Genomic DNA, 21,709 nt, shown 5'->3' on the forward strand with positions numbered 1-21,709 from the left:
CATCGTTCTCGTCATGCGCCCTCGTCGAGCAGGACGGTCGAGCGCGCCGCTGCCCGGCCACCCCGACGGGCGACGAGGTCACCGCGCCGTCCACTGAGCCGGCCCTCGCCCCGTCCCACGCCCAGCCACTCGGCGGACTCGAGACCGAGCCATGCCTCGCACCCCGGCCACTCCCCCTGCACCACGAGCACCGCCGAGCGGGCACGCAGCCGGGCGTCGAGGATGCCGGCGGACTTCGCGTCGACCGGCCCCGGAGGCCGCAGCGCGACGACCTTCACGACGTCGACGAGGGCAGCGGTGACCTCCAGCCAGTGCTCACCGGGGCGGGGCACGAGGACGGTCCGGGCCAGGTCGATGCCACGCTGGTGGGCTGCCTCGACACCGAAGTCGTCCCAGCCGACGAAGCCGACCCACTCACCCGCCTGCGAGGCTCCCGCCACGAGGGTCATCACGAGGCCGGCGGAGTCGGCGCCGTAGACGCTCCCGGTGCGCAGGCGGACCAGCCCGTCGAGCACGGGCAGGACCGGGACGCTCAGGCGGGTCGGCGCGCCCTGCAGCGCGTCGATCCGACCACGCAGCTGCTCGATCCGGGCGACACTCACTCACCCATGATCGAACACCTGTTCGAACATGGCAAGTCCCGGATCAGGTGCCGGTCAGGTCCGGTTCTTGCGCTTCTCCCGGGCCTGGACCTTGATCTCGATCGGCGTGCCGACGAAGCCGAACTCCTCGCGCAGACGCCGCTCCACGAACCGCTCGTAGCCCTGGTCGAGACGCCCGGTGGTGAACAGTTTGAAGACCGGTGGCGCGCTCTGGACCTGGCTGCCGAAGAGGATCCGCGGCTGCTTGCCGCCCCGCACCGGGTGCGGGTGCTCGGCCACGATCCGACCGAGGAAGGCGTTGAGGGCGCCGGTCGAGACCCGGGTCTCCCAGCCCTCGATCGCCCGGTCCAGCGCCGGCACGATTCGGTCGATGTGCCAGCCCGTCCGAGCGGTGATGTTGATCCGCGGCGCCCACTGCACCTGCACGAGGTCGCGCTCGATCTCGCGGTCGAGGTAGTAGCGACGCTCGGCGTCGACGAGGTCCCACTTGTTGAACGCGATGACCAGCGCCTTGCCGGCCTCCCGCACCTCCTGCAGGATCCGCATGTCCTGCTCGGCGATGGACTCGTTGCCGGCCAGGACCAGGACACAGACCTCGGCGCGCTCGATGGCGGTCGACGTCCGCAACCAGGCGTAGTACTCGTGGCCGGAGGCCTCCTTGACCCGCTTGCGGATCCCGGCGGTGTCGATGAAGCGCCAGGTCTGTCCGCCGAGATCGATCAGCTCGTCGACGGGGTCGACGGTGGTGCCGGCGACGTTGTCGACGACGACCCGCTCCTCGCCAGCGAGCTGGTTGAGCAGCGACGACTTGCCGACGTTGGGGCGACCGACGATGGCGATCCGGCGTGGCCCGCCGAGCTCGCCGGGACCGGCCTCGGGGGGCTCGGGGAGGATCTCGAGGGCGGCGTCGAGCAAGTCACCGGAGCCGCGGCCGTGCAGGGCCGACACGACGTGCGGCTCGCCCAGCCCGAGGTTCCACAGCCCGTAGGCCTCCGCCTCGCGACGCTCGTCGTCGACCTTGTTGGCGACCAGGAGCACCGGCTTGCCGGACTTGCGCAGCACCCGCACGACCGCCTCGTCGGCGTCGGTGATGCCGACCGTGGCGTCGACGACGAAGAGCACGGCGTCGGCCAGGCTGACGGCGACCTCGGCCTGCACCTTGATCCGCTCGGCCATGCCCCGGGCATCGGGGTCCCAGCCGCCGGTGTCGACGAGCGTGAACGCCCGACCACCCCACTCGGCGTCGTAGGACACGCGGTCGCGGGTCACCCCCGGGATGTCCTCCACGACGGCCTCGCGGCGGCCGAGGATGCGGTTGACCAGCGTCGACTTGCCAACGTTGGGGCGGCCGACGACGGCCAGCACCGGGACCACCCCGGTCGGGGCAGCTTCACTCATGACTCTCTCCTTGCGGGAGCGGTCCCGGCAAGGATCGCCCCGTCTCGTCCATCGCGCCGGCCAGGCCCACCTGCATGTGATCACGCAGGGCGGCCGACGTCAGACGTACATGATCCCGCGTCCGGGGCCAGGACACCGCATCGACGGCCACCGGCTCTCCCACGACGATGTCGATCCGGGCGCCTCGGGACGGCAACGAGCCGCTGGTCCCTCCCGGATCCCTGCTGCCCAGGAAGGTGAGCGGTACGACGGGCGCACCCGTCACGAGCGCGAGATAGGCGGCTCCGGAGTGGAACACCTCGAGGTCACCCGGGCCTCGGGTCCCCTCGGGAAACACACCGACGCAGCCGCCATCGCGCAGCACCCGCAGCGCGACCCGCACCGCGGCCGGGTCGGTGCGGGCGCGGTCGAGCCGGATCTGCCCAGAGGCTCGCAGGAAGGCGCCCAGCGCCCCGGTGAACATCTCCTGCTTGGTCAGCGCATGGACCGGCCGCGGCGCGAAGATGGCCATCAGCGGGCCGTCGATGAAACCGATGTGGTTGCCGGCCACGACAGCCGGCCCCGTGGCGGGGAACCGCTCCGGGTGGTGCACCCGGACGTCGTACCGCCGGCGGATGAGCCAGCGCGCCGCAGGTCGCGCCCGCTCCAGTAGGCCGCGCCGCGGCAGCCGCGCGCCGTCGCTGCGCGGTCTCTCGAGGTGCGGACTGCCGAGGCTGAGCGCGTTCACGCCGTTTCCATCACCAGGCCCACGACCAGGTCGACGACCTCGTCGAGCGTGCGGTGGGTGGAGTCGATGTGCGCGGCGCCGTCGGCCATGGTCAGCGGGGCGACGGCCCGACCGGAGTCGATCTCGTCGCGGGCGAGCAGCGAGGCCTCGGTCGCCGCGATCCGCTCGGCGTCGTCGGCGCCGTTCTCCAGGGCCCGGCGGGCGGCGCGGGCCGACGGGTCGGCGGTGAGGTAGATCTTGACGGCGGCCTCGGGCCACACGACGGAGCCAATGTCACGACCCTCGACGACGATGCGGCCGGCACCGATCAGCTCGCGCTGGAGCGCGACGAGCCGCGACCGGACCTCGGGGACGGTGCTCACGGGCGACACGGCAGCGTTGACGGCGTCGCTGCGGATCTCCACCGAGACGTCGGTGCCGTCGACGGTGATCGTCGGGCCGAGCGGGTCGGTGCCGGACTCGATCACCGGGGTCGCCGCCGCGGCGGCGACCCCGGCGGCGTCGTGGACGTCGATGTCGTGGGCGAGCATCCACCATGTCATCGCGCGGTACTGCGCGCCCGTGTCGAGGTAGCGCAGGCCGAGCCGGTCGGCGACCGCCCGGCAGGTGCTGGACTTCCCGGATCCCGAGGTCCCGTCCACGGCGACGACGACACTCGACATGACACTGGACGAGGGGGTCTCCGCAGCACTCACGGCCGCAGACTACCGGTGGGTGACCCACCCCTTCGACTCCAGAGCGGACCGCAGCTCCTCGGTCCGCGTGGCGATGACGTCGAGCTCGACCAGGCCGACCGGACGACCGGGGTCGTGGTCGATCCGGACGTCCTCGATGTTGACGCCGCTGGCGCCCACGTCGGCGAACAGTCGGGCCAGCTCGCCCGGGTGGTCGGGGACGGCGATGCGCAGAGCCTCCATCGGCTGCGGCGCGGCGCCGTGCTTGCCGGGGATGGCGCGGGTGCCGGCCTGGCCGTAGGCCAGCAGCGACTCCAGGCCAGCCCGGTCGTCGGTCGCGACGGCCTCGAGGACGAGGTCGAGCCGGTCGCGGACCTCCTGCAGCAGCGCCGTCACAGCCGGGGCGTTGCCGCCGATGATCTGGCTGTAGAGGCGCGGGTCTCCCCCGGCGACCCGGGTCACGTCGCGCACGCCCGTGCCCGACAGCGCCAGGTGCTCCGGGGTCGCCGCCGCCAGGGTGCCGGCGACCAGGGAGGCCATCAGGTGCGGCACGTGGGAGGTTCGCGCGACGGCGCGGTCGTGCTCGCCCGGCGGCAGGATCACCGCGACCGCGCCGCACAGGCGCACCAGCGCCTCGACCAGGCGGGTGGCCCGCGGATCGGCGTCCGGTCCGGGCGTGACCGCCCACGGGCGGCCGTCGAAGAGGGCCGCGCTGGCCGTCAGGGGGCCGGAGTTCTCCGTGCCGGCCATCGGGTGGCTGCCGACATAGCGACGCAGCGCCGGGTGGCCGGCGACGGCGTCCAGGGGCGCGACCTTGACGCTGCCGACATCGGTCACCACCGTCTCGGGGCCGGCGGCGTCGAGCTGCTCGGCGATCGCCGCGCCCAGCGCGTCGGGAGGTACGGCGACCACGACCAGCTGCGGGACGTCGCCCGCCGCCCGGGCCCGGCCGGCGCCCAGCCCGGATGCGGTCCGCACGTGATCGGGGTCGCGGTCGGTGAGGATCACCTCGAGGCCGGCGCGACGGCAGGCCAGCGCGATCGACGTACCGATCAGGCCGGTGCCGACCACCTCGACCGGTCCGTCGAGCCCGCCGCTCACAGGCCCACCAGCTCCAGCAGTTGGCCGAGCTCGTCGTCGCCGAGCTCGCGCAGGGATCCGCCGCGCAGCGTGCCGAGCTCGACGGGACCGAAGCGGGTGCGGCTCAGCTGGCGCACCGGGTGCCCGAGCTCGTCGAGCAGGCGGCGCACGATGCGGTTGCGGCCCTCGTGGATCACGAGCTCGATGATCGACTTGTCGGCCGCGGTATCGAGGACCCGGGCCCGGCGCACCTCGACGGGTCCGTCGTCGAGCGTCACCCCGGCCAGCAGGTCGGCGACGGTGCCCTTGGCGATCCGGCCCACGACCTCGGCGACATAGGTCTTCTCGACCTCGAAGGACGGGTGGGCCATGCGGTGGGCGAAGTCGCCGTCGTTGGTCAGCAGCAGCAACCCGGAGGTGTCGGTGTCGAGCCGGCCGACGTGGAAGAGGCGCTCGGGGCGCTCGGCGACGAAGTCGCTCAGCGTGCGGCGTCCCTCGGGGTCCGCCATCGTGGAGACCACGCCGCGCGGCTTGTTGAGCACGAGGTAGACGTGCTCGGAGACCGGGGGGAGTCGCTTTCCGGAGACCTTGATGACCGCGGTGCGCGGGTCGACCTTGGTGCCGAGGCGGGTGACGATCTCGCCGTCGACCTCGACCTCGCCGTCGAGCATCAGCTCCTCGCACCGACGGCGGGAGGCCACGCCCGACTGGGCGAGCAGCTTCTGCAGACGGATCTGGCCGTCGTCGTCGACGGCGATGTCGCGGGTCACTCGGTGTCCTCCGGGGCGGTACTCGTGGTGGTGCTCGTGGCGGTCTGGATCGGCTCGCTGGCGCCGACGGCCTCGGCCAGCTCGGCCTCCATCTCGGCCAGGTCGGGCAGGTGGGGGGCGAGCTCGGGCAGCTCGTCGAGGGAGACGACGCCGATGCGCTCGAGGAAGTAGGACGTCGTGCGATAGAGCGTGGCGCCGTGCTCGCCGTCGCGGCCGGCCTCCTCGACCAGGCCGCGGCTGATCAGGGTGCGCATCACGCCGTCGACGTTGACGCCCCGGACCGCGGAGACCCGGGCCCGGGAGACGGGCTGCTGGTAGGCGACGACGGCCAGGGTCTCGAGCGCGGCCTGGGTCAGTCGCGCCTGCTGGCCCTCGAGCACGAAGCCCTCGACGACGGCGGCGTAGGCCTCTCGTGTGTAGTAGCGCCAGCCGCCGGCGACGTTGCGCAGCTCGAAGCCGCGGTCCTGCTCGTCGTAGTCCGCCGCCAGGGCGCGCAACGCCTCGGCCACCTCCGGCGCGGGATAGCCGACCGCCGTCGCGAGCGCGACCTCGTCGAGAGGCTCGTCGGCCACCATCAGCACGGCCTCCAGTGACGGCCGCAGCGCAGCCACGGGCACCGGGAGCGACTCCTCAGTCATCGGTCTTCTCCTCCTCGGGGGCGGCGACCGCCCCGTCGAACTCGTCGGTGATCAGCTCGTCGACGTCGACGTCGTCCTCGCCGGTCCAGCGCACGGTCAGCTCCCCCAGCGGGGTCACCTGGTCGAAGGCGACCGCGCCCTCGCGGAAGAGCTCGAGCAGCGACAGGAAGCGCGCCACGGTGGTCAGGGTGTCCGGTGAGTCACCGCACAGCGCCCGGAAGGTCATCGTGCCGCTGCGCCGCAGCCGGTCGAGCACGATCCCGGCCTGCTCGCGCACGCTCACCGTGGGGGCGTGGATGTGGTGCAGGGTGAGCTGCAGCTCGGGCTTGGGGGTCATCGCCTTCGCTGCGAGGGCCGCGAAGGCGTCGAGGCCGATCCCGATCAGGACCTCCGGCAGCAGGCCGGCGAACCGCTCCTCCAGCCCGACGGCACGCGGGAACCGCTTCGACTCGATCTGCAGCCGGGCGTCGAGCACGGCCGCCACCTGCTTGTAGGCCTTGTATTGCAGCAGACGGGCGAAGAGCAGGTCGCGGGCCTCGAGGAGCGCCAGGTCCTCCTCGTCCTCGACGTCGCCCTGGGGCAGCAGCCGGGCCGCCTTGAGGTCGAGCAGCGTCGAGGCGACGAGCAGGAAGGAGGTGGTCTCCTCCAGGCCGGCGTCGTCGAGGCCGGAGAGCTGCTTGATGTGGGCGATGAACTCGTCGGTGACCTTCGACAGGGCGATCTCGGTGACGTCGAGCTTGTGCTTCGAGATCAGGCTCAGCAGCAGGTCGAAAGGGCCCTCGAAGTTGTCGAGCCGGACGGCGAAGCCGGTGCCGGCATCGGCGCCGGTCTCCTGCTCCGCCTGCTCCTGCATGCCCTCATCCTCACTCACGCAGGCGCCTGACCAGCGCGGAGTCCTCCCCTTCGGACTCGAGCCCCGCGAGGACGATGTGGAGGGCCTCACGGACCAGCCGGCCCCGGTCGACCGGGATCCCGAACTGGCCGCGCAGCACCAGCCGTGCCTGCTCCAGCTCGAGCAGCTCGGCGGCCGTGACGTAGACCGTGATCTTCTCGTCGTGCTTGACCCGGCCGCTCGGGCCCTTGGGCGCCTCCGGCGCCACGATCTGCTCCGGGGCGTCCGGGACCGCACGGACGGCAGGCTCCGACGTGGGCCGGAAGAGGTCGTCCGCGGTCGGCAGGCTCACGCGTCGAGGCACCGCAGGGCCACCTCCTTGGCGAGCTGCCGATAGGCCTCGGCACCGCTGGACCCGCTGGCATAGGTGGTGATCGGCTCCCCGACGACCGTCGAGTCGGAGAACTTCACCGTGCGGCGGATGACGGTGTGGAAGACCTGGTCGCCCCACGCCTGGACCAGGCGCTCGAGCACCTCGCGACCGTGCAGCGTGCGGCCGTCGTACATCGTGCCGAGGACGCCGTCGACCTCGAGGCCGGGGTTGAGGCGCTGCTTGACCTTGTCGATGGTCGCCTTGAGGAGCGCGACACCCCGCAGCGCGAAGTACTCGCACTCGAGCGGGACGATCACGCCGTGCGAGGCAGTCAGCGCGTTGACCGTCAGCAGGCCCAGGGACGGCTGGCAGTCGATGAGGATGACGTCGTACTCGGCGATCGCGGGGGCCAGCACGCGCTGGAGGGTCTGCTCGCGAGCCACCTCGTGGACGAGCTGCACCTCGGCGGCCGAGAGATCGATGTTGGAGGGCAGCAGGTCCATGCCGGGCACGCCGGAGGGGACGACGACCTCGTCGAGGGTCGTCTCCGGGTCCATCAGCAGGTTGTAGATCGTCATGTCCATCTCGTGGGGGTTGAGCCCCAGGCCGACGGAGAGCGAGCCCTGCGGGTCGAAGTCGACGAGCAGCACCTTGCGGCCGAACTCGGCGAGCGCGGCACCCAGGTTGATGGTCGTCGTGGTCTTGCCGACGCCGCCCTTCTGGTTGCACATGGAGATCACCCGCGCGTTGCCGTGGGCCGTCACCGGCTTCGGCGTGGGCAGCACGGGCATCGGGCGCCCCGTCGGCCCGAGCTTGCCGGTGACCTCGCCGGCGGGCTCCGTCGCGACCTCAGCCGTGGGCTCGGACGCCTCTGGCGTGGTGGGGAATTGCAGGGTCATCGCGTCCTCCGAGCCGAGCGGGACCTGCACCCGCGGCGGCATGTCGGGTGCACTGGATCCTCCATAGATACCGACCATTGCCCTCACCTTTGTCATCGCGTGTCGTCGAGTGGTTGCGGGCTCCTTCCCCAGAGCCCGGGACCCTTCCATCCAACAATGTCGACACGGCGACATTCGGGAGGCGCGCCGGGCGGGCCGAACGTCAGCTGGTCAGCTGGTCAGGCACTCCATCGCCAGGGTGCGTACGACGGCCTCGCCGGCCTCGTCGCTGGCGGCGAGGTCGACCTCGGCGCGGATCACCCAGTCGTGGTGGCCCTCCGGGTCGTGCAGGGTCTGGGTGGCGACCCACCGCCCGGCCGTCTTCTCGACCTCCAGGAGGGAGGGGCCGCGGGCGTCCGCGTCCGTGAGGAGCCGATCGTGCTCGGCGTAGTAGTCGTCGATCGCCTGGTCCCAGTCGGACTGACCCCAGTCCGCGTCTCCGTGGGCCTGGTCGAGGGCCGCCAGGGCAGGGACGTCGTCGCGGGCGACGAGGTCGACCCGGCGCCACAGGGCGTTGCGGACCATGACGTCGAAGACCCGGCCGCGCTGGCTGAGCGGACGCGGAGGCGGCGGCGGCTCGTGGTGGCTGACGGCCTCCGATGCGTGGGCCGGGTCGTTGAGCGCCTCCCACTCGTCGAGCAGCGAGGAGTCGACCTGGCGGACCGTCTCCCCCAGCCACTCGATGAGGAGCTCGAGGTCCTCGGTGCGGTGGGAGGCGGGCACGGTCTGCCGCAGCGCGCGGTAGGCGTCGGTGAGGTAGCGCAGGACCAGCCCCTCGGACCTGGCCACCTGGTAGCGCGAGACCAGGTCGGTGAACCCCATCCCCTGCTCCCACATCTCACGCACGACCGACTTCGGCGCCAGGGCGTCGGGGGCGAGCCAGGGGTGTCGCTCGCGGTAGGTCTCGAAGAGCGGCTCGAGCAGGTCGCCGAGTGGCTCGGGCCAGGTCACGTCCTCGATGAGGGCCATCCGCTCGTCGTACTCGACGCCGTCCGCCTTGAGCGCCGCGATCGCCTCACCACGGGCGGCGTGGCGCTGGGCCATCAGCAGCGGCCGAGGTGCCTCGAGCGTCGCCTCGACGACCGAGACCACGTCGAGCATGAACTCCGGGCTGTCGGGGTCGAGCACGTCGAGGACCGCCAGCGCGAAGTGCGACAGCGGCTGATTGAGCGCGAAGTCCTCCGGCAGCGCCTCGGTCAGCACGTAGCGGCGACCGAAGCCGTCGACCTGGTCGAGCCGGGTCAGCACCTCGGAGGTCACCAGGCTGCGCGCTAGCCGCACGGCACGCTTGGCCAGGCGCAGCTGGCTCTTGCGGTCCTCGTGGTTGTCGGTCAGCAGCCGCCTCATGACACCGAAGGCGTCCTCCTCACGGGAGAGCACGTTGACGAGCATCGAGTTGTCGACCTTCATCTGCGACTTCAGCGGCTCGGGCCTGCCCTCGACGAGCTTGTCGAAGGTCTGCTCGGTCCACACCACGGTGCCGGCCGGTGGCTTCTTCAGCTGTGCCTTGGAGCCGCGCTTCGCCTGCTTCTCGGCACTCATCGCCGCGTTCTTGGCCGCCGCCTTGGCCTTGGCCTTCTCGTTGTCGATGACGTGCGCGGGCGCCTGGACGACGACGTAGCCCGCCGTGTCGAAGCCCGCACGCCCCGCGCGGCCGGCGATCTGCAGGAACTCCCGGGTCCGCAGCACGCGCTGCCGGCTGCCGTCGAACTTGGCGAGGCCGGTGAACAGGACGGTGCGGATCGGCACATTGATGCCGACGCCGAGGGTGTCGGTGCCGCAGATGACGGTGAGCAGGCCCGCTTGGGCGAGCTGCTCCACGAGGCGGCGATAGCGCGGCAGCATTCCGGCATGGTGGACGCCGATCCCCTGCCGCAGCAGCTTGCTGAGCGTCTTGCCGAAGCCGGCGGCGAAGCGAACGGGGGCGAGCCGCTCGGCGATCTGGTCCTTGCGGTCCCGGGGCAACGCGGTGTCGAGGCGCCCGGGGCCGGCGAGCAAAGACACGGCGTGCTCGACGGCCGCCGCCTGGGTGAAGTGCACGACGTAGACGGGGCCCTGGCCAGTCGTCACCAGCTCGGTGAGCTTCTCCCCCATCGGGTCAAGGGACCAGCTGAAGTCGAGCGGCACCGGCCGCTCCGCCTGGTCGACGACCGAGGTGTCGCGGCCGTTGCGACGAGTCAGGTCGGCGGCGAGCCCGCTGACATCACCCAGGGTGGCCGACATCAGCAGGAACTGGGCCTGCGGGAGCTCGATGAGCGGCGCCTGCCACGCCCATCCGCGGCCCGGCTCGCCGTAGAAGTGGAACTCGTCCATCACGACCATGCCGACGTCGGCGGCCGCGCCCTCGCGCAGCGCGATGTTGGCGAGCACCTCGGCCGTGCAGCAGATGACCGGTGCGTCCGCGTTGACCGCGACGTCGCCGGTGAGCATCCCGACGTCGGCCGCGCCGAAGACCTCGACCAGGTCGAAGAACTTCTCGCTCACCAGCGCCTTGATCGGCGCGGTGTAGAAGGTCACCCGGTCCTCGGCGAGCGCCGCCATCGCCGCGGCCATCGCGACCAGCGACTTGCCGGAGCCGGTCGGCGTCGCGAGGACGACGTTGTCGCCGGCCAGCAGGGAGAGGATCGCCTCCTCCTGGTGGTCATAGAGCGAGAGGCCCTGCTCGTCGACATACTCCAGGATGCGGTCGTAGGCGTCAGGCATCGCGCGCTCTCGGGTGGGCGGTCGCGAAGACCTCGCGCAGGTTGTCGACGGTGACCAGCGTGTAGACCTGCGTCGTGGTGACCGAGGCGTGGCCCAGCAACTCCTGCACCACACGGACGTCGGCCCCGCCGTCGAGCAGGTGGGTGGCGAACGAGTGGCGCAGCGTGTGCGGCGAGACGTCACGGGTGACCCCGGCGCACTCGGCCGCCTTGACCAGCACCGCCCACGCCGACTGCCTGCTCAGGCGCCCGCCGCGGGAGTTGAGGAAGAGCGCGGGGTTGGCCGCGGACACGAGCGCGGGTCGTCCCCGGACGAGATAGGCGGCCAGGGCCGAGCGGGCGTAGGAGCCGACGGGGACCAGCCGCTCCTTGCCGCCCTTGCCGCTCAGCAGCAGCGTGGCGTCGCTGTCGTCGGGATCGGTCAGGTGCCCGACGTCGTCGACGTCGAGGCCCACGGCCTCGGAGATCCGGGCCCCGGTGCCATAGAGCAGCTCCAGCAGGGCGCGGTCCCGCAGGGCCAGGGGCGTGTCGGGCGCGCCCGCCGCCTCGAGGATCGCCTCCACGTCGGAGAGCGGGAGTGCCTTCGGCAGTCGCTTGGCCGGCGTGGGCGGCTTCACCGCGGCAGCCGGGTCGATCCGGGCCAGGCCGTCGGCGACCGCGAACCGGTGGAAGCCCCGCACCGCCACCACCGTCCGCGCAGCCGAGGAGGCGCCGAGGGGCGGGTGGTGGGCGTCGCCCTCGCGCAGCCTCGTCTTGAACTCGGTGACCGTGGCCTCGGTGATCGTGTCGAGATCGTCGATGCCCGAGGCGACCAGGTGCTCGCGGTAGCGGCGCAGGTCGCGCCGGTAGGACGTCAACGTATTGGTCGCCAGCCCCTTCTCGACGGTGAGGTGGTCGAGGTAGGTGCGGATCGCCCGATCGATCGCACCCGGTTGACTCACCCGGTCAGGCTAGCGCGGTCAGCTCAGCGCGTCGGCCAGTGGCACCGACGCGATGCCGACGGCCTCGCCCACGGGGGCGTTCGTCAGCTCGCCGGCGTGGGTGTTGAGCCCGAGCGCCAGGCTCGCGTCGGCCCGGCATGCGTCACGCCATCCCTTGTCTGCCAGCGCGACGGCGTAGGGCAGCGTCGCGTTGGTCAGTGCGTAGGTCGAGGTGTGGGGGACGGCGCCCGGCATGTTGGCCACGCAGTAGAAGGTCGAGCCGTGCACCGGGAAGGTCGGGTCGGAGTGGGTCGTGGGCCGGGTGTCCTCGAAACAGCCGCCCTGGTCGACGGCGATGTCGACGAGCACCGAGCCGGGCTTCATCTGCGCGACCAGGTCGTTGCTGACCAGCTTCGGCGCCGCGGCGCCGGGGATCAGCACCGCGCCGATGACCAGGTCGGCCTCGGTCACCTGCTGCTGGATCGCGAGGCGCGACGACGCCAGGCCGTGGACCCGGTTGTTGTAGCGCCAGAACGACATCCGCAGCTTGTCCAGGTCGGTGTCGAGCAGTGTCACGTCGGCGCCCATGCCGAGCGCGATGTTGGCGGCGTTCTGGCCCGCCACCCCGGCGCCGATCACGACGACCTTGGCGTTGGCCACGCCGCCGACGCCACCCAGCAGCACGCCCCGGCCGCCCTGGGCCCTCAGCAGCGAGTGCGCGCCGACCTGCGGCGCGAGGCAACCGGCCACCTCCGACATCGGATAGAGCAGCGGCAGCGCGCCGGACGGCAGCTGGACGGTCTCGTAGGCGATGCCGGTGACGCGGCGGCCGAGCAGCTCCTCGGTGAGCGGCTTGTCGGCGGCGAGGTGGAGGTAGGTGAACAGCACCTGCCCCTCGCGCATCCGGTGGTATTCCTGCGCGACCGGCTCCTTGACCTTGAGGACCATCTCGGCGGTCCCCCAGACCGCGTCGGCGTCGGGGACGATCGAGGCGCCCGCGGCCACGTAGGCGGCGTCCGCGATCGACGAGCCGGCGCCGGCTCCCGACTGGACGACGACCTCGTGACCGTGGGCGGTCAGCTCGGTCACCCCGACGGGGGTGATGGCGACGCGGTACTCGTGGTCCTTGACCTCAGCGGGGATGCCGACGCGCATTCCGACAAACTACGCCCGGGCCTGCCTCTTGCGCAGCACCTCGCAGGCGAGGACGACCTGGACCACCGGTCCGTCGGCCACGTCGCCGCGCAGGATCGCCTCGACCAGCTCGTCGAACGGGACCCAGAGTGTCTCCAGGTCCGCCTCCTCGTGCTCCAGCACGAAGTCGCCGCGGTCGCCCGCGCCGAGCCCCTCGGCCAGGAAGTAGTGGATCCGCTCGGCCGAGTAGCCCGGGGAGCTGAACGTGGACAGCAGCGGCGTCCACCGCTCCGCCGTCATCGCGGCCTCCTCGAGCAGCTCCCGTCGCGCCACCTCCAGCGGGTCCTCACCTTCGTGGTCGCACACGCCCGCCGGCAGCTCGATCAGCCGCTGCTGCGCCGCGTGCCGATACTGCCGCAGGCAGAGCACCCGGTCGTCGGCATCGATGGCCAGGACCACCGCGGCGCCCGGGTGCTCCACCACCAGGCGGCGGAAGGGCTCCTCGTCGTCGGCCCCGGGCCGTCGTACGACGTCGGCGCGGAGCGCGAGGATCCACGCATCGCGGTGCAGGTCGGTCGACGCGACGACCGGCCACGACGCCGGACTGTCCCGCACGCTCACCGGATCACTCGTCGCCACTACTCGTCGCCACTACTCGTCGACGGGGTCGGGGTGCAGGCCGCTCTCGTCGATCTCGAGGCGCAGCTCGCGCTGACGGGTGATCGCGGCGCCCACGAGACCCGCGAACAGCGGGTGCGGCCGGGTCGGCCGCGAGCGCAGCTCGGGGTGGGCCTGGGTGCCGATGTAGTAGGGGTGCACGTCGCGCGGCAGCTCGACGAACTCGACGAGGTCGAGGTCGGGGTTGAGGCCGGAGAACACCAGCCCGGCCTTCTCGAGGCCGTCGCGGTAGGCATTGTTGACCTCGTAGCGGTGACGGTGCCGCTCCTCGATCATCTCGGCGCCATAGACCTCGGCCGCGATCGATCCGGTCGCGAGACTCGCCGGATAGAGGCCCAGCCGCATCGTGCCGCCCAGGTCGCCGGCGCCGTCGACGATCGACTTCTGCTCCTCCATCGTGGCGATGACGGGCTCCGGCGTCGCGGCGTCGAACTCCGTGGAGCCGGCCTGCGTCAGACCAAGCTCGGTGCGGGCGTACTCGATCACCATGCACTGCAGGCCCAGGCACAGGCCGAGGGTCGGGATGCCGTGGGTGCGCGTGTAGGTCAGGGCGCCGAGCTTGCCCTCCAGGCCGCGGATGCCGAAGCCACCGGGCACGCACACCGCATCGACGTCGGAGAGGTTCCTGGCCGCGCCGGCCGCCGTCTCGCAGTCGTCGGACGGAACCCAGCGCAGGTTGACCTTGGCCTCGTGCGCGAAGCCGCCGGCGCGCAGCGCCTCGGCCACCGACAGGTAGGCGTCGTGCAGGTCGACGTACTTGCCGACCAGCGCGACCGTGACCTCCTCCTTCGGGTGGTGCACCCGGCGGAGCAGGTCGTCCCAGATCGTCCAGTCGACGTCGCGGAACGGCAGGTTCAGGCGTCGTACGACATAGGCGTCGAGGCCCTCGCGGTGCAGCACCTTGGGGATGTCGTAGATCGACGGCGCGTCGGCCGCGGTGACGACGGCCTCCTGGTCGACGTCGCACATCAGCGCGATCTTCTTCTTGATGCCCTCGGGCAGCTCACGGTCGGCACGGCACACGATGGCGTCGGGCTGGATGCCGACCTGGCGCAGCGCCGCGACGGAGTGCTGGGTGGGCTTGGTCTTGAGCTCACCGGACGGCCCGATGTAGGGCACCAGCGAGACGTGCAGGAAGAAGCAGTTGTCGCGGCCGATGTCGTGACGCACCTGGCGCGCGGCCTCGAGGAAGGGCAGCGACTCGATGTCGCCGACGGTGCCGCCGATCTCGGTGATCACGATGTCGACGGCGTCCGTGCCCGTGCCGCGACCCATCGCGAGGATGCGGTCCTTGATCTCGTCGGTGATGTGCGGGATCACCTGCACGGTGTCGCCGAGGTACTCGCCCTTGCGCTCCTTGGCGATGACCGACGAATACACCTGCCCGGTGGTCACATTGGCGATCTGGTTGAGGTCGGTGTCGAGGAACCGCTCGTAGTGACCGATGTCGAGGTCGGTCTCCGCACCGTCGTTGGTGACGAACACCTCACCGTGCTGAAACGGGTTCATCGTCCCGGGATCCACGTTGAGATAGGGATCGAGCTTCTGCATCGTCACGCGGAGGCCGCGCGAACGGAGAAGACGTCCCAGGCTCGAGGCCGTCAGGCCCTTGCCCAGAGAGGAGGCGACGCCCCCGGTGACGAAGAGGTGCTTTGTCTGACTACCGGGCGTCATGCTCACGGGATTCCATCCTAGGGCCTTCCGCGTCAGCCTGCACGCCGGCGCGCCAGGTCCAGCAGTTCTCGGGCATGGGCCAGCGCCGTGTCGGACTCCGCGAGCCCCGCGAGCATGCGCGAGAGCTCACGCTCGCGACCCTCGTCATCGAGGGTGACCAGCCCGGAGCTGGTGACCGTGCCGTCGCTCGCCTTCTCGACGAGGACGTGCCGGTCGGCGAAGGCGGCGACCTGGGGCAGGTGGGTGACCACGAGGACCTGGGCGTCGCGGGCCAGGGTCGCCAGCCGGCGTCCGATCTCGACGGCGGCGGCACCGCCGACGCCGGCGTCGACCTCGTCGAAGACGAAGGTCGGCACCGGGCTGGTGCCGGCGAGACAGACCTCCACGGCGAGCATCACGCGGGACAGCTCACCTCCCGATGCACCCTTGTGCAGCGGCCGCGGCTCGCTGCCGCTGTTGGCCGCGAGCAGGAACTCGACGTCGTCGAGCCCGCTGCGCCCGAAGCGCACCCACGAACCGTCGACCTCGACGAGGTCGGCAGGTGGCCGCTCCGCCGCCGGCGGTGCGGGGACTGCCCGCGCCGCCACCCGGATGGTGAGCTCGGCATGCGGCATCGCGAGCAGCGTGAGCTCGTCGCTGACCGCGGTGGCGAGGCGACCTGCCGCCTCCGTGCGGGCCGTCGAGAGCGCGGCGCCCGCCGAGGCGAGCTCCGCGCGCAGCGCGTCGGCGGCCGCGGTCAGCTGCCCGATCTGCTCGTCGGTGGAGTCGAGGTCGAGCAACCGGGCCGACGACGTCTCGGCCCACTCGAGGACGGCAGCCACGCTGTCGCCGTACTTGCGGGTGAGGGCGAGCAGCGCAGCCCGACGCTCGGAGACGGCCGCGAGCCGCAGGGGGTCGGTGTCCACGCCCGAGGCGTACGACGCCACGTCGGCCGCGAGGTCGGAGAGGAGGTAGCTCACCTCGGCTGCCCGGTCGGCCAGCGCGGCGACGTCGGTGTCGTGCTCGCGCACGCCCTCGAGCAGGGCCCGGGCCGCGGCGAGAGCGCCGAGACCGTCGGGCGAGCCGTGCTCGCTGGAGAGCGCCTCGCGCGCCTGCTCGGCGGCGCCGCGCAAGGTGTCGGCGTGGCCCAGCCGGGCCTCCTCCGCGGCGAGCTCGGTGTCCTCGCCCGGCTGGGGCGCGACGGCGGCCACCTCGTCCACGCCGAAGCGGAGCAGGTCGGCCTCCCGGGCGCGCTCGCGGGCCGACGCGGTGACCTCGGCGAGCTCGCGCTCGGTGGCGACGAGACGATCGTGGACGTCGGCGTACTCCGCGTGCAGGTCGGCGAGGGCGCCGAAGCGGTCCAGGGCCTCCCGCTGCGTGCGAGCCTTGAGCAGGCGGTGCTGGTCGGACTGCCCGTGGACGGCGACGAGCGGCTCGGCGATCTCGGCGAGCGTGGACACGGGCACGGCGGCGCCGCCCGCGAAGGCTCGGGAGCGTCCCTCGGCGCTGACGTTGCGGGCCAGCACCACCGAGGAGTCCTCGACCTCGCCCCCGGCCTCCTCGATCGCCTCGGTCAGCCCCTTGACCGCGCGGGCGGCGACCAGGCCCTCGACCCGGGCCTGTCGGGCACCGGCCCGCACGGCCCCGCTGTCGGCCCGACCACCCAGCAGCAGTCCCAGGGCGGTGACGACCATGGTCTTGCCGGCACCGGTCTCACCGGTGATGACGGTCAGGCCCGGTCCGAGCTCGAGGGTCGAGGAGTCGATGACACCCAGCGAGCTGATGCGCAGTTCCTCGATCACTGCGGGTCCTCCCCTGCCACGGTGTCGATCTCCCGGGTGCGGTGGCGCTGCTCCGCCGTACCTCGCCAGCCCTCGACCGACAGCCCGAACTTCGCGACGAGCCGATCGGTGAACGGCGCCTGGTGCAGCCGGACCAGCCGGATCGGCCGTAGACCGCGACTGACCTCGATGCGGGCGCCCGGCGGCAGGTCGACGCTGCGGCGACCGTCGCACCACAGGACTCCCGAGCCCTGGTTGCCCTCGAGGACCTCGATCGCGATGACCGATGAGGGCGCGACGACCATCGGCCGCGCGAAGAGGGCGTGGGCACTCAACGGCACGATGCACAGCGCCTCGACCTGCGGCCACACGATCGGCCCGCCGGCGCTGAAGTTGTAGGCGGTGGAGCCGGTGGGCGTGGCGCAGACGACGCCGTCACAGCCCCAGCGTGAGAGCGGTCGGCTGTCGATCTCGACGACGACCTCGAGCATCCGCTCCCGGGCGGCCTTCTCGACGCTCGCCTCGTTGACCGCGAAGGTCGTGTAGACGAGCTGGCCGTCGACGAAGGCCCTCACATCGAGTGTGAGCCGGTCCTCGGTGGTGTAGCGCTGGTGGACGATCGCGTCGATCGTGGCCGCGACGTCCTCCTGCTCGGCCTCGGCGAGGAACCCGACGTGGCCGAGGTTCACGCCCAGCACCGGTGTCAGCCGGGTGTGGGTGACCTCCGCGGCGCGCAGGATGCTGCCGTCGCCGCCGATGACCACGGTCAGCTCGCACCCGCGGCTGGCGTCGGTCTCGGAGTCGGTCAGCTCGACCGCGGGGTGATAGGCCTCCGGGTCGAGATCCAGGTCGTCGGCCTCCGCCTGCAGGAGGCGGACCACGATCCCGTGGGCGCTCAGCTCGCGCACGAACGATCGCGCGACGTCGCGCGCCTCCGGGCGCCTGGTGTGCGCGAGCACCAGGACGCGCCGCGGGGAGCTCGCCGGGACCGTCGTCATGGCGCCACCCTCTCATCCGCGTCCGACGTGCCGCGGCGGACCACCGCGGCGATCGTCTCGTCGTCGACGACGGACGGCCCGCGACGCAGCCACAGGAAGAACTCGACGTTGCCCGACGGGCCCGGCAGCGGGCTCACGGTGACGGCCTGCGCACCCCACCCGCGCGCGGCGGCTGCGTGCGCCACGCCGAGCACGGTCTCCGCCCACAGCTCCGGGTCCCGGACGACGCCGCCCTTGCCGAGCCGGTCCTTGCCGACCTCGAACTGAGGCTTGACCATCAAGGCCAGGTCGCCGTCCGCCCCGGTCACGCCGAGCAGGGCATCCAGCACCAGGGTCAGGGAGATGAAGGACAGGTCGCCGACCACGAGGTCGACGGCACCGTGGATGACCTCCGTGGTCAGGGTGCGGACGTTGGTGCGGTCGTGCACGACGACCCGCTCGTCCTGCTGCAGCGACCAGTGCAGCTGTCCGTAGCCGACGTCCACGGCCACGACCTGCCGGGCGCCCGCGCGCAGCAGGACGTCGGTGAAGCCACCGGTGGAGGCGCCGGCGTCGAGACAGCGACGGCCCGTCACGGACAGGCCGAGCGGGGCGAACGCCGCGAGGGCGCCTGCGAGCTTGTGGGCGCCACGGGAGACGTAGTCCGGGCCGTGCGCGCCTTCGACGACGACGATCGCGACATCGGTGGTCACGCCTGTCGCGGCCTTGGTCGCGACGCTTCCGGACACCTTGACGCGACCCTCGGCGATGAGCTGGGCGGCCCGTTCGCGCGAGGGCGCGAGCTTGCGGCGGACCAGCTCGGCGTCGAGCCGGAGACGGCGAGGGGGCACGGTCAGGGGGCGGCGTTCGGCGCGGAGCCGGGCGGGGTGTCGAGCGCCGCGCGCAGGTCGGCATGGGCTGCCTCGAGCACGCCGGCGTGCTCGGCCAGCGGGCGGTCGGCCAGGCCGGCGACCAGGTCGAGCACGCGGTCGACGGCGTCGACCCCGGTGGGGGTGGGCGCCGGAACAGGTACCTCGGTCATGGCCCGAGGCTATCGCGCCGGAGGCGTGGGATCCGGTACGTCGAGGTCCGAGATGTCGACCACGTCCCCCGAGGCGTCGAGGTGCTCCCAGGCGGCGGCAGCGGCGGCGCGCCACCAGTCGTCGACGGCCGCGTCCGGCGCGGTCGGGTCGAGCACCAGTCGACCGTCGTCGACCCGGGCCGACCAGCCGCCGGCTGCCCAGCCGGCAGTCGACCCGGCCCGCCCCGGGGTCGCACGGACCGGCGCGGCGTGCGCCTCCACGAGCCCGGCGAGGTCGGGTGCGAGATAGGTCGGTCGCTCGTCCGGACGTGCGGCGACCAGCTCTGGCAGCCCGGTCACCCCCGTGAGCACGAGCAGGGACGCCATCCCCGCGCGATGGGCGCCGGCGATGTCGGTGTCGAGACGGTCGCCGACCATGAGCGGGCGGCGGCCTCCCGTACGCCGGACCGTCTCGTCGAGCAGCGGCCGCTCGGGCTTGCCGGCGACGAGGGGCTGGACGCCGGTGAAGGACGACAGCATCGTGACGAGGACGCCGTGGCCGGGCGCCAGGCCGTCGGGCGTGGGAAATGTCGCGTCGGTGTTGCTGGCCACCCACGGCAGCCCGTCCCGGATCCGGATCGCGACGCGGGTGATCTCGGCCCAGCGCACGTCCGGGCCGTAGCCGGACGCGACGGCGACTGCCTCCGCGTCGACCGCCACGGGGATGAGCCCGGCCTCACCCAGTGCGGCAGCGAGGCCCGGGCCGCCGAGGCACACCACGGCCGCCCCCTGCCCCCACCTGTCGACCAGGAGTCGGGCCGCGGCCTGCGCGCTGGTCACGACCTCGTCCGCCGCGGCAGGGATGCCCAGCTCGGTGAGGTGCTGTGCAACGACCGACGCCTCCCGGGACGCGTTGTTCGTGATGAACGCGAGCCGCAACCCCAGGGTGCGCGCCCGGGAGAGGTTCTGGGCCGCGCCGGGGACCGCCGCCGGGCCGACGTAGACCACGCCGTCCAGGTCCAACATCGCGAGGTCATGGTCGTCGGTCAGCGGACCGCGGGAGGAGCGCAACACGGCTCCACCTTGCCATCCCCGCGCAGGGCCACATCCGTACGATGGTCCGAATGGACGCCAGCACGCTCGTGACGCCGCCGTACGTCGCCGGCCCCCTGCGTCTCGAGCCGTTCCCGGCGCTCCGACTCGCTCCGGCGCGGGTCGGCAACCCGACCACCGGGCGCGCCTTCGCACGGCCCTACAAGGACGTCTCGGCCCGTCTCTCCCGGTGGCAGGGGCGGGGATACCTGCGTCGGGATGCAGAGCCGGCTCTCTACCTGCACGAATACACCGCTGGCGGCATCACCGTGCGCGGGCTGGTCGGCGCGCTCGACGTCTCACACCGGGCGACCCGCCCTGAGGAGCGTGCGGTCCTGCCCCACGAGGGGATCCATCCGGCACAGGCCGACGAGCTCGCCGACCGCATGGAGGAGATGCAGCTCAACCCCGCCCCGATCCTGCTCGTGCATCGTGGCACCGAACGTCAGCGCCGGCTCCTCGCCGAGGTGGCGCAGCGCGCTCCCGACCACGCGTTCACCGACCGCGGACAGCAGCAGCACCGCATCTGGGCGATCCGGGAGCCTGAGCTGCTGGTCGGCATCGCCGAGGAGCTCGCGCCGAGCCGGGTCCTGATCGCCGACGGCCATCACCGCTACGCCGCCTACCTCCGTCTCCAACGGCGCCAGGCCGCCCAGCACCGCTCCGAGACCGCCCCGCGGACCAGGGACTTCGGCCTCGCGATGCTCGTCGACCAGGACGACACGCCGCTCTTCCTCGGCCCCATCCACCGCACGCTCACCGCCACCTCGCTGTCAGACCTCCGCGACGCGGTCCTGGCCGTCGGGCAGCGCTTCGAGGCCGTCGCCCAGAGTGATGCGGTCGCCGCGCTGTCGCCCACGTGTCTGGCCGCCACGGACGGCAGCACGTGGGCGATCATCATGCTCGACCTGGACGACGGTGAGGCGGCCGTCGAGATGCTGCACCGCAGGATCCTTCCCGAGCTGGCGCACGGGCCGGCCAGCATCGGCTACCACCACAGCGTCGAGGACGCCCTGGCCAAGGCACGGCCGGACCAGGTCGCCGTCTTGATGCCCGCTCCGAGCGTCGATCTCGTACTCGCGATCGCCGCCCAGGACCGCCTCCTCCCGGAGAAGGCCACCTCCTTCCAGCCGAAACCCAGCCTGGGTGTCCTCATCCGGACGCTGCACGCCGGAGCCGGCGGGCCGTCGTGACCTCGACCTCGACCCGCGACGCCGTCGACCCGCCCGCGCGATAGAAGCGGCGGCGCAGCGCACCCGTCACCTCGACCTCGTCTCCCGGTGACCAGGCCGACATCGACCGACGAGCCCGCGCCGACCATCCGGTCAGGTCGATCACGTCGACCGAGGGCGCCTTCCGGCCCGACGGCAGAATGCGGGTCTCGGGCCGCGGCACCACCAGGCGGCCCAGGCACAGCTGGTCGCCGCTGGGAAGGGCACGTGTCTCCGGCGCGGCCGACACCCGACCGACCAGTCGGACCTCGTTGGGGTTGTTGGAACTCATCTCGCTCTCCTTGTCGCTTTCTCATGGGACAACGAGACGAGACTCCCGAAGCGCGCCGACTCCACCCCTTCAGTCCCGGAGCGGCCTGTGGACAGGAGCCTCGGAACTGTTGGCTGTGGACACGAAAGGGCTCGAAAAAGCACCAAGGGCCAGCACGCGAAGTGCTGGCCCTTGGGCAATGTTTGTCCGGCGGCGTCCTACTCTCCCACATCCTCT

22 protein-coding genes are annotated in these 21,709 nt (G+C 72.2%); 1 reads left to right on the forward strand and 21 read right to left on the reverse strand.

Going from position 1 to position 21,709, the window contains the following annotated elements:
* Positions 1 to 11: 11 nt before the first annotated feature.
* The 20 genes from E9934_RS16100 to E9934_RS16195 form a co-directional block, all read right to left on the reverse strand.
* A complete protein-coding gene (locus tag E9934_RS16100; protein WP_136563917.1) occupies positions 12 to 602 on the reverse strand; it encodes a hypothetical protein in 591 nt (196 codons plus the stop codon).
* A gap of 54 nt (positions 603 to 656) precedes the next feature.
* On the reverse strand, positions 657 to 2,000 hold the full coding sequence (gene der / locus E9934_RS16105) for a ribosome biogenesis GTPase Der (RefSeq protein ID WP_136563918.1): 1,344 nt from the start codon (positions 1,998 to 2,000) through the stop codon (positions 657 to 659).
* Positions 1,993 to 2,727, reverse strand: a complete 735-nt coding sequence (locus E9934_RS16110; protein WP_136563919.1) for a lysophospholipid acyltransferase family protein — start codon at positions 2,725 to 2,727, stop codon at positions 1,993 to 1,995. Before E9934_RS16110 ends, der begins: the two co-directional genes overlap by 8 nt.
* Positions 2,724 to 3,422, reverse strand: coding sequence for a (d)CMP kinase (cmk, locus tag E9934_RS16115; RefSeq protein WP_338036710.1), 699 nt, complete (start codon positions 3,420 to 3,422; stop codon positions 2,724 to 2,726). Before cmk ends, E9934_RS16110 begins: the two co-directional genes overlap by 4 nt.
* Positions 3,423 to 3,431: 9 nt before the next feature.
* The gene (locus E9934_RS16120) at positions 3,432 to 4,502 is read right to left on the reverse strand and encodes a prephenate dehydrogenase (RefSeq protein WP_136563920.1); all 1,071 of its coding nucleotides are present in this window, start codon (positions 4,500 to 4,502) and stop codon (positions 3,432 to 3,434) included.
* The gene (locus E9934_RS16125; RefSeq protein WP_136563921.1) at positions 4,499 to 5,251 is read right to left on the reverse strand and encodes a pseudouridine synthase; all 753 of its coding nucleotides are present in this window, start codon (positions 5,249 to 5,251) and stop codon (positions 4,499 to 4,501) included. Before E9934_RS16125 ends, E9934_RS16120 begins: the two co-directional genes overlap by 4 nt.
* Positions 5,248 to 5,889, reverse strand: a complete 642-nt coding sequence (gene scpB, locus E9934_RS16130) for an SMC-Scp complex subunit ScpB (protein ID WP_136563922.1) — start codon at positions 5,887 to 5,889, stop codon at positions 5,248 to 5,250. The genes E9934_RS16125 and scpB overlap by 4 nt, the downstream gene beginning before the upstream one ends.
* Positions 5,882 to 6,742, reverse strand: a complete 861-nt coding sequence (locus E9934_RS16135) for a segregation and condensation protein A (protein WP_136563923.1) — start codon at positions 6,740 to 6,742, stop codon at positions 5,882 to 5,884. The genes scpB and E9934_RS16135 overlap by 8 nt, the downstream gene beginning before the upstream one ends.
* 10 nt (positions 6,743 to 6,752) lie before the next feature.
* The gene (locus E9934_RS16140; RefSeq protein WP_136563924.1) at positions 6,753 to 7,085 is read right to left on the reverse strand and encodes a hypothetical protein; all 333 of its coding nucleotides are present in this window, start codon (positions 7,083 to 7,085) and stop codon (positions 6,753 to 6,755) included.
* On the reverse strand, positions 7,070 to 7,885 hold the full coding sequence (locus tag E9934_RS16145) for a ParA family protein (RefSeq protein WP_238695012.1): 816 nt from the start codon (positions 7,883 to 7,885) through the stop codon (positions 7,070 to 7,072). The genes E9934_RS16140 and E9934_RS16145 overlap by 16 nt, the downstream gene beginning before the upstream one ends.
* Positions 7,886 to 8,203: 318 nt before the next feature.
* On the reverse strand, positions 8,204 to 10,735 hold the full coding sequence (locus E9934_RS16150) for a DEAD/DEAH box helicase (RefSeq protein WP_136563926.1): 2,532 nt from the start codon (positions 10,733 to 10,735) through the stop codon (positions 8,204 to 8,206).
* Positions 10,728 to 11,675 carry a site-specific tyrosine recombinase XerD gene (locus E9934_RS16155; RefSeq protein WP_136563927.1) on the reverse strand — a complete coding sequence of 316 codons (948 nt, stop codon included), beginning with the start codon at positions 11,673 to 11,675 and terminating at the stop codon, positions 10,728 to 10,730. Before E9934_RS16155 ends, E9934_RS16150 begins: the two co-directional genes overlap by 8 nt.
* A gap of 18 nt (positions 11,676 to 11,693) precedes the next feature.
* Positions 11,694 to 12,809: an alanine dehydrogenase gene (ald, locus tag E9934_RS16160; protein ID WP_136563928.1), complete on the reverse strand. Its 1,116-nt coding sequence runs from the start codon at positions 12,807 to 12,809 to the stop codon at positions 11,694 to 11,696.
* Between the two features lie 9 nt (positions 12,810 to 12,818).
* Positions 12,819 to 13,409: an NUDIX domain-containing protein gene (locus E9934_RS16165; RefSeq protein ID WP_136563929.1), complete on the reverse strand. Its 591-nt coding sequence runs from the start codon at positions 13,407 to 13,409 to the stop codon at positions 12,819 to 12,821.
* 30 nt (positions 13,410 to 13,439) lie between these two features.
* Positions 13,440 to 15,140 (reverse strand): CTP synthase, encoded by a 1,701-nt coding sequence (locus tag E9934_RS16170; RefSeq protein WP_136563944.1) that lies wholly within the window; start codon positions 15,138 to 15,140, stop codon positions 13,440 to 13,442.
* A gap of 32 nt (positions 15,141 to 15,172) precedes the next feature.
* The gene (gene recN / locus E9934_RS16175; protein ID WP_193556915.1) at positions 15,173 to 16,921 is read right to left on the reverse strand and encodes a DNA repair protein RecN; all 1,749 of its coding nucleotides are present in this window, start codon (positions 16,919 to 16,921) and stop codon (positions 15,173 to 15,175) included.
* Positions 16,918 to 17,898, reverse strand: coding sequence for an NAD kinase (locus E9934_RS16180; RefSeq protein ID WP_136563930.1), 981 nt, complete (start codon positions 17,896 to 17,898; stop codon positions 16,918 to 16,920). Before E9934_RS16180 ends, recN begins: the two co-directional genes overlap by 4 nt.
* Positions 17,895 to 18,728 (reverse strand): TlyA family RNA methyltransferase, encoded by an 834-nt coding sequence (locus E9934_RS16185; RefSeq protein WP_136563931.1) that lies wholly within the window; start codon positions 18,726 to 18,728, stop codon positions 17,895 to 17,897. Before E9934_RS16185 ends, E9934_RS16180 begins: the two co-directional genes overlap by 4 nt.
* Positions 18,729 to 18,730: 2 nt before the next feature.
* Positions 18,731 to 18,919, reverse strand: a complete 189-nt coding sequence (locus E9934_RS16190; RefSeq protein ID WP_136563932.1) for a hypothetical protein — start codon at positions 18,917 to 18,919, stop codon at positions 18,731 to 18,733.
* 9 nt (positions 18,920 to 18,928) lie between these two features.
* The gene (locus E9934_RS16195) at positions 18,929 to 19,972 is read right to left on the reverse strand and encodes an HAD-IIA family hydrolase (RefSeq protein WP_238695008.1); all 1,044 of its coding nucleotides are present in this window, start codon (positions 19,970 to 19,972) and stop codon (positions 18,929 to 18,931) included.
* 50 nt (positions 19,973 to 20,022) lie between these two features.
* Between E9934_RS16195 and E9934_RS16200 the strand changes: the two genes are divergently transcribed.
* The gene (locus E9934_RS16200; RefSeq protein ID WP_158295033.1) at positions 20,023 to 21,183 is read left to right on the forward strand and encodes a DUF1015 family protein; all 1,161 of its coding nucleotides are present in this window, start codon (positions 20,023 to 20,025) and stop codon (positions 21,181 to 21,183) included.
* Here the strand turns inward: E9934_RS16200 and E9934_RS16205 are convergent.
* Positions 21,143 to 21,493, reverse strand: coding sequence for a single-stranded DNA-binding protein (locus tag E9934_RS16205; RefSeq protein WP_136563934.1), 351 nt, complete (start codon positions 21,491 to 21,493; stop codon positions 21,143 to 21,145). The genes E9934_RS16200 and E9934_RS16205 overlap by 41 nt on opposite strands.
* Positions 21,494 to 21,709 lie beyond the last annotated feature (216 nt).

It is taken from the genome of Nocardioides caeni, from assembly GCF_004912195.1.
Classification (GTDB): Bacteria; Actinomycetota; Actinomycetes; order Propionibacteriales; family Nocardioidaceae; genus Nocardioides; species Nocardioides caeni.

Coding starts and splice junctions, on each gene's coding strand:
- der (WP_136563918.1), bottom strand. CDS start 2,000: ATGAGTGAAGCTGCCCCGACCGGGGTGGTCCCGGTGCTGGCCGTCGTC.
- scpB (WP_136563922.1), bottom strand. CDS start 5,889: ATGACTGAGGAGTCGCTCCCGGTGCCCGTGGCTGCGCTGCGGCCGTCA.
- E9934_RS16135 (WP_136563923.1), bottom strand. CDS start 6,742: ATGCAGGAGCAGGCGGAGCAGGAGACCGGCGCCGATGCCGGCACCGGC.
- E9934_RS16145 (WP_238695012.1), bottom strand. CDS start 7,885: ATGCCCGTGCTGCCCACGCCGAAGCCGGTGACGGCCCACGGCAACGCG.
- E9934_RS16150 (WP_136563926.1), bottom strand. CDS start 10,735: ATGCCTGACGCCTACGACCGCATCCTGGAGTATGTCGACGAGCAGGGC.
- ald (WP_136563928.1), bottom strand. CDS start 12,809: ATGCGCGTCGGCATCCCCGCTGAGGTCAAGGACCACGAGTACCGCGTC.
- E9934_RS16170 (WP_136563944.1), bottom strand. CDS start 15,140: ATGACGCCCGGTAGTCAGACAAAGCACCTCTTCGTCACCGGGGGCGTC.
- E9934_RS16180 (WP_136563930.1), bottom strand. CDS start 17,898: ATGACGACGGTCCCGGCGAGCTCCCCGCGGCGCGTCCTGGTGCTCGCG.
- E9934_RS16190 (WP_136563932.1), bottom strand. CDS start 18,919: ATGACCGAGGTACCTGTTCCGGCGCCCACCCCCACCGGGGTCGACGCC.
- E9934_RS16200 (WP_158295033.1), top strand. CDS start 20,023: ATGGACGCCAGCACGCTCGTGACGCCGCCGTACGTCGCCGGCCCCCTG.
- E9934_RS16205 (WP_136563934.1), bottom strand. CDS start 21,493: ATGAGTTCCAACAACCCCAACGAGGTCCGACTGGTCGGTCGGGTGTCG.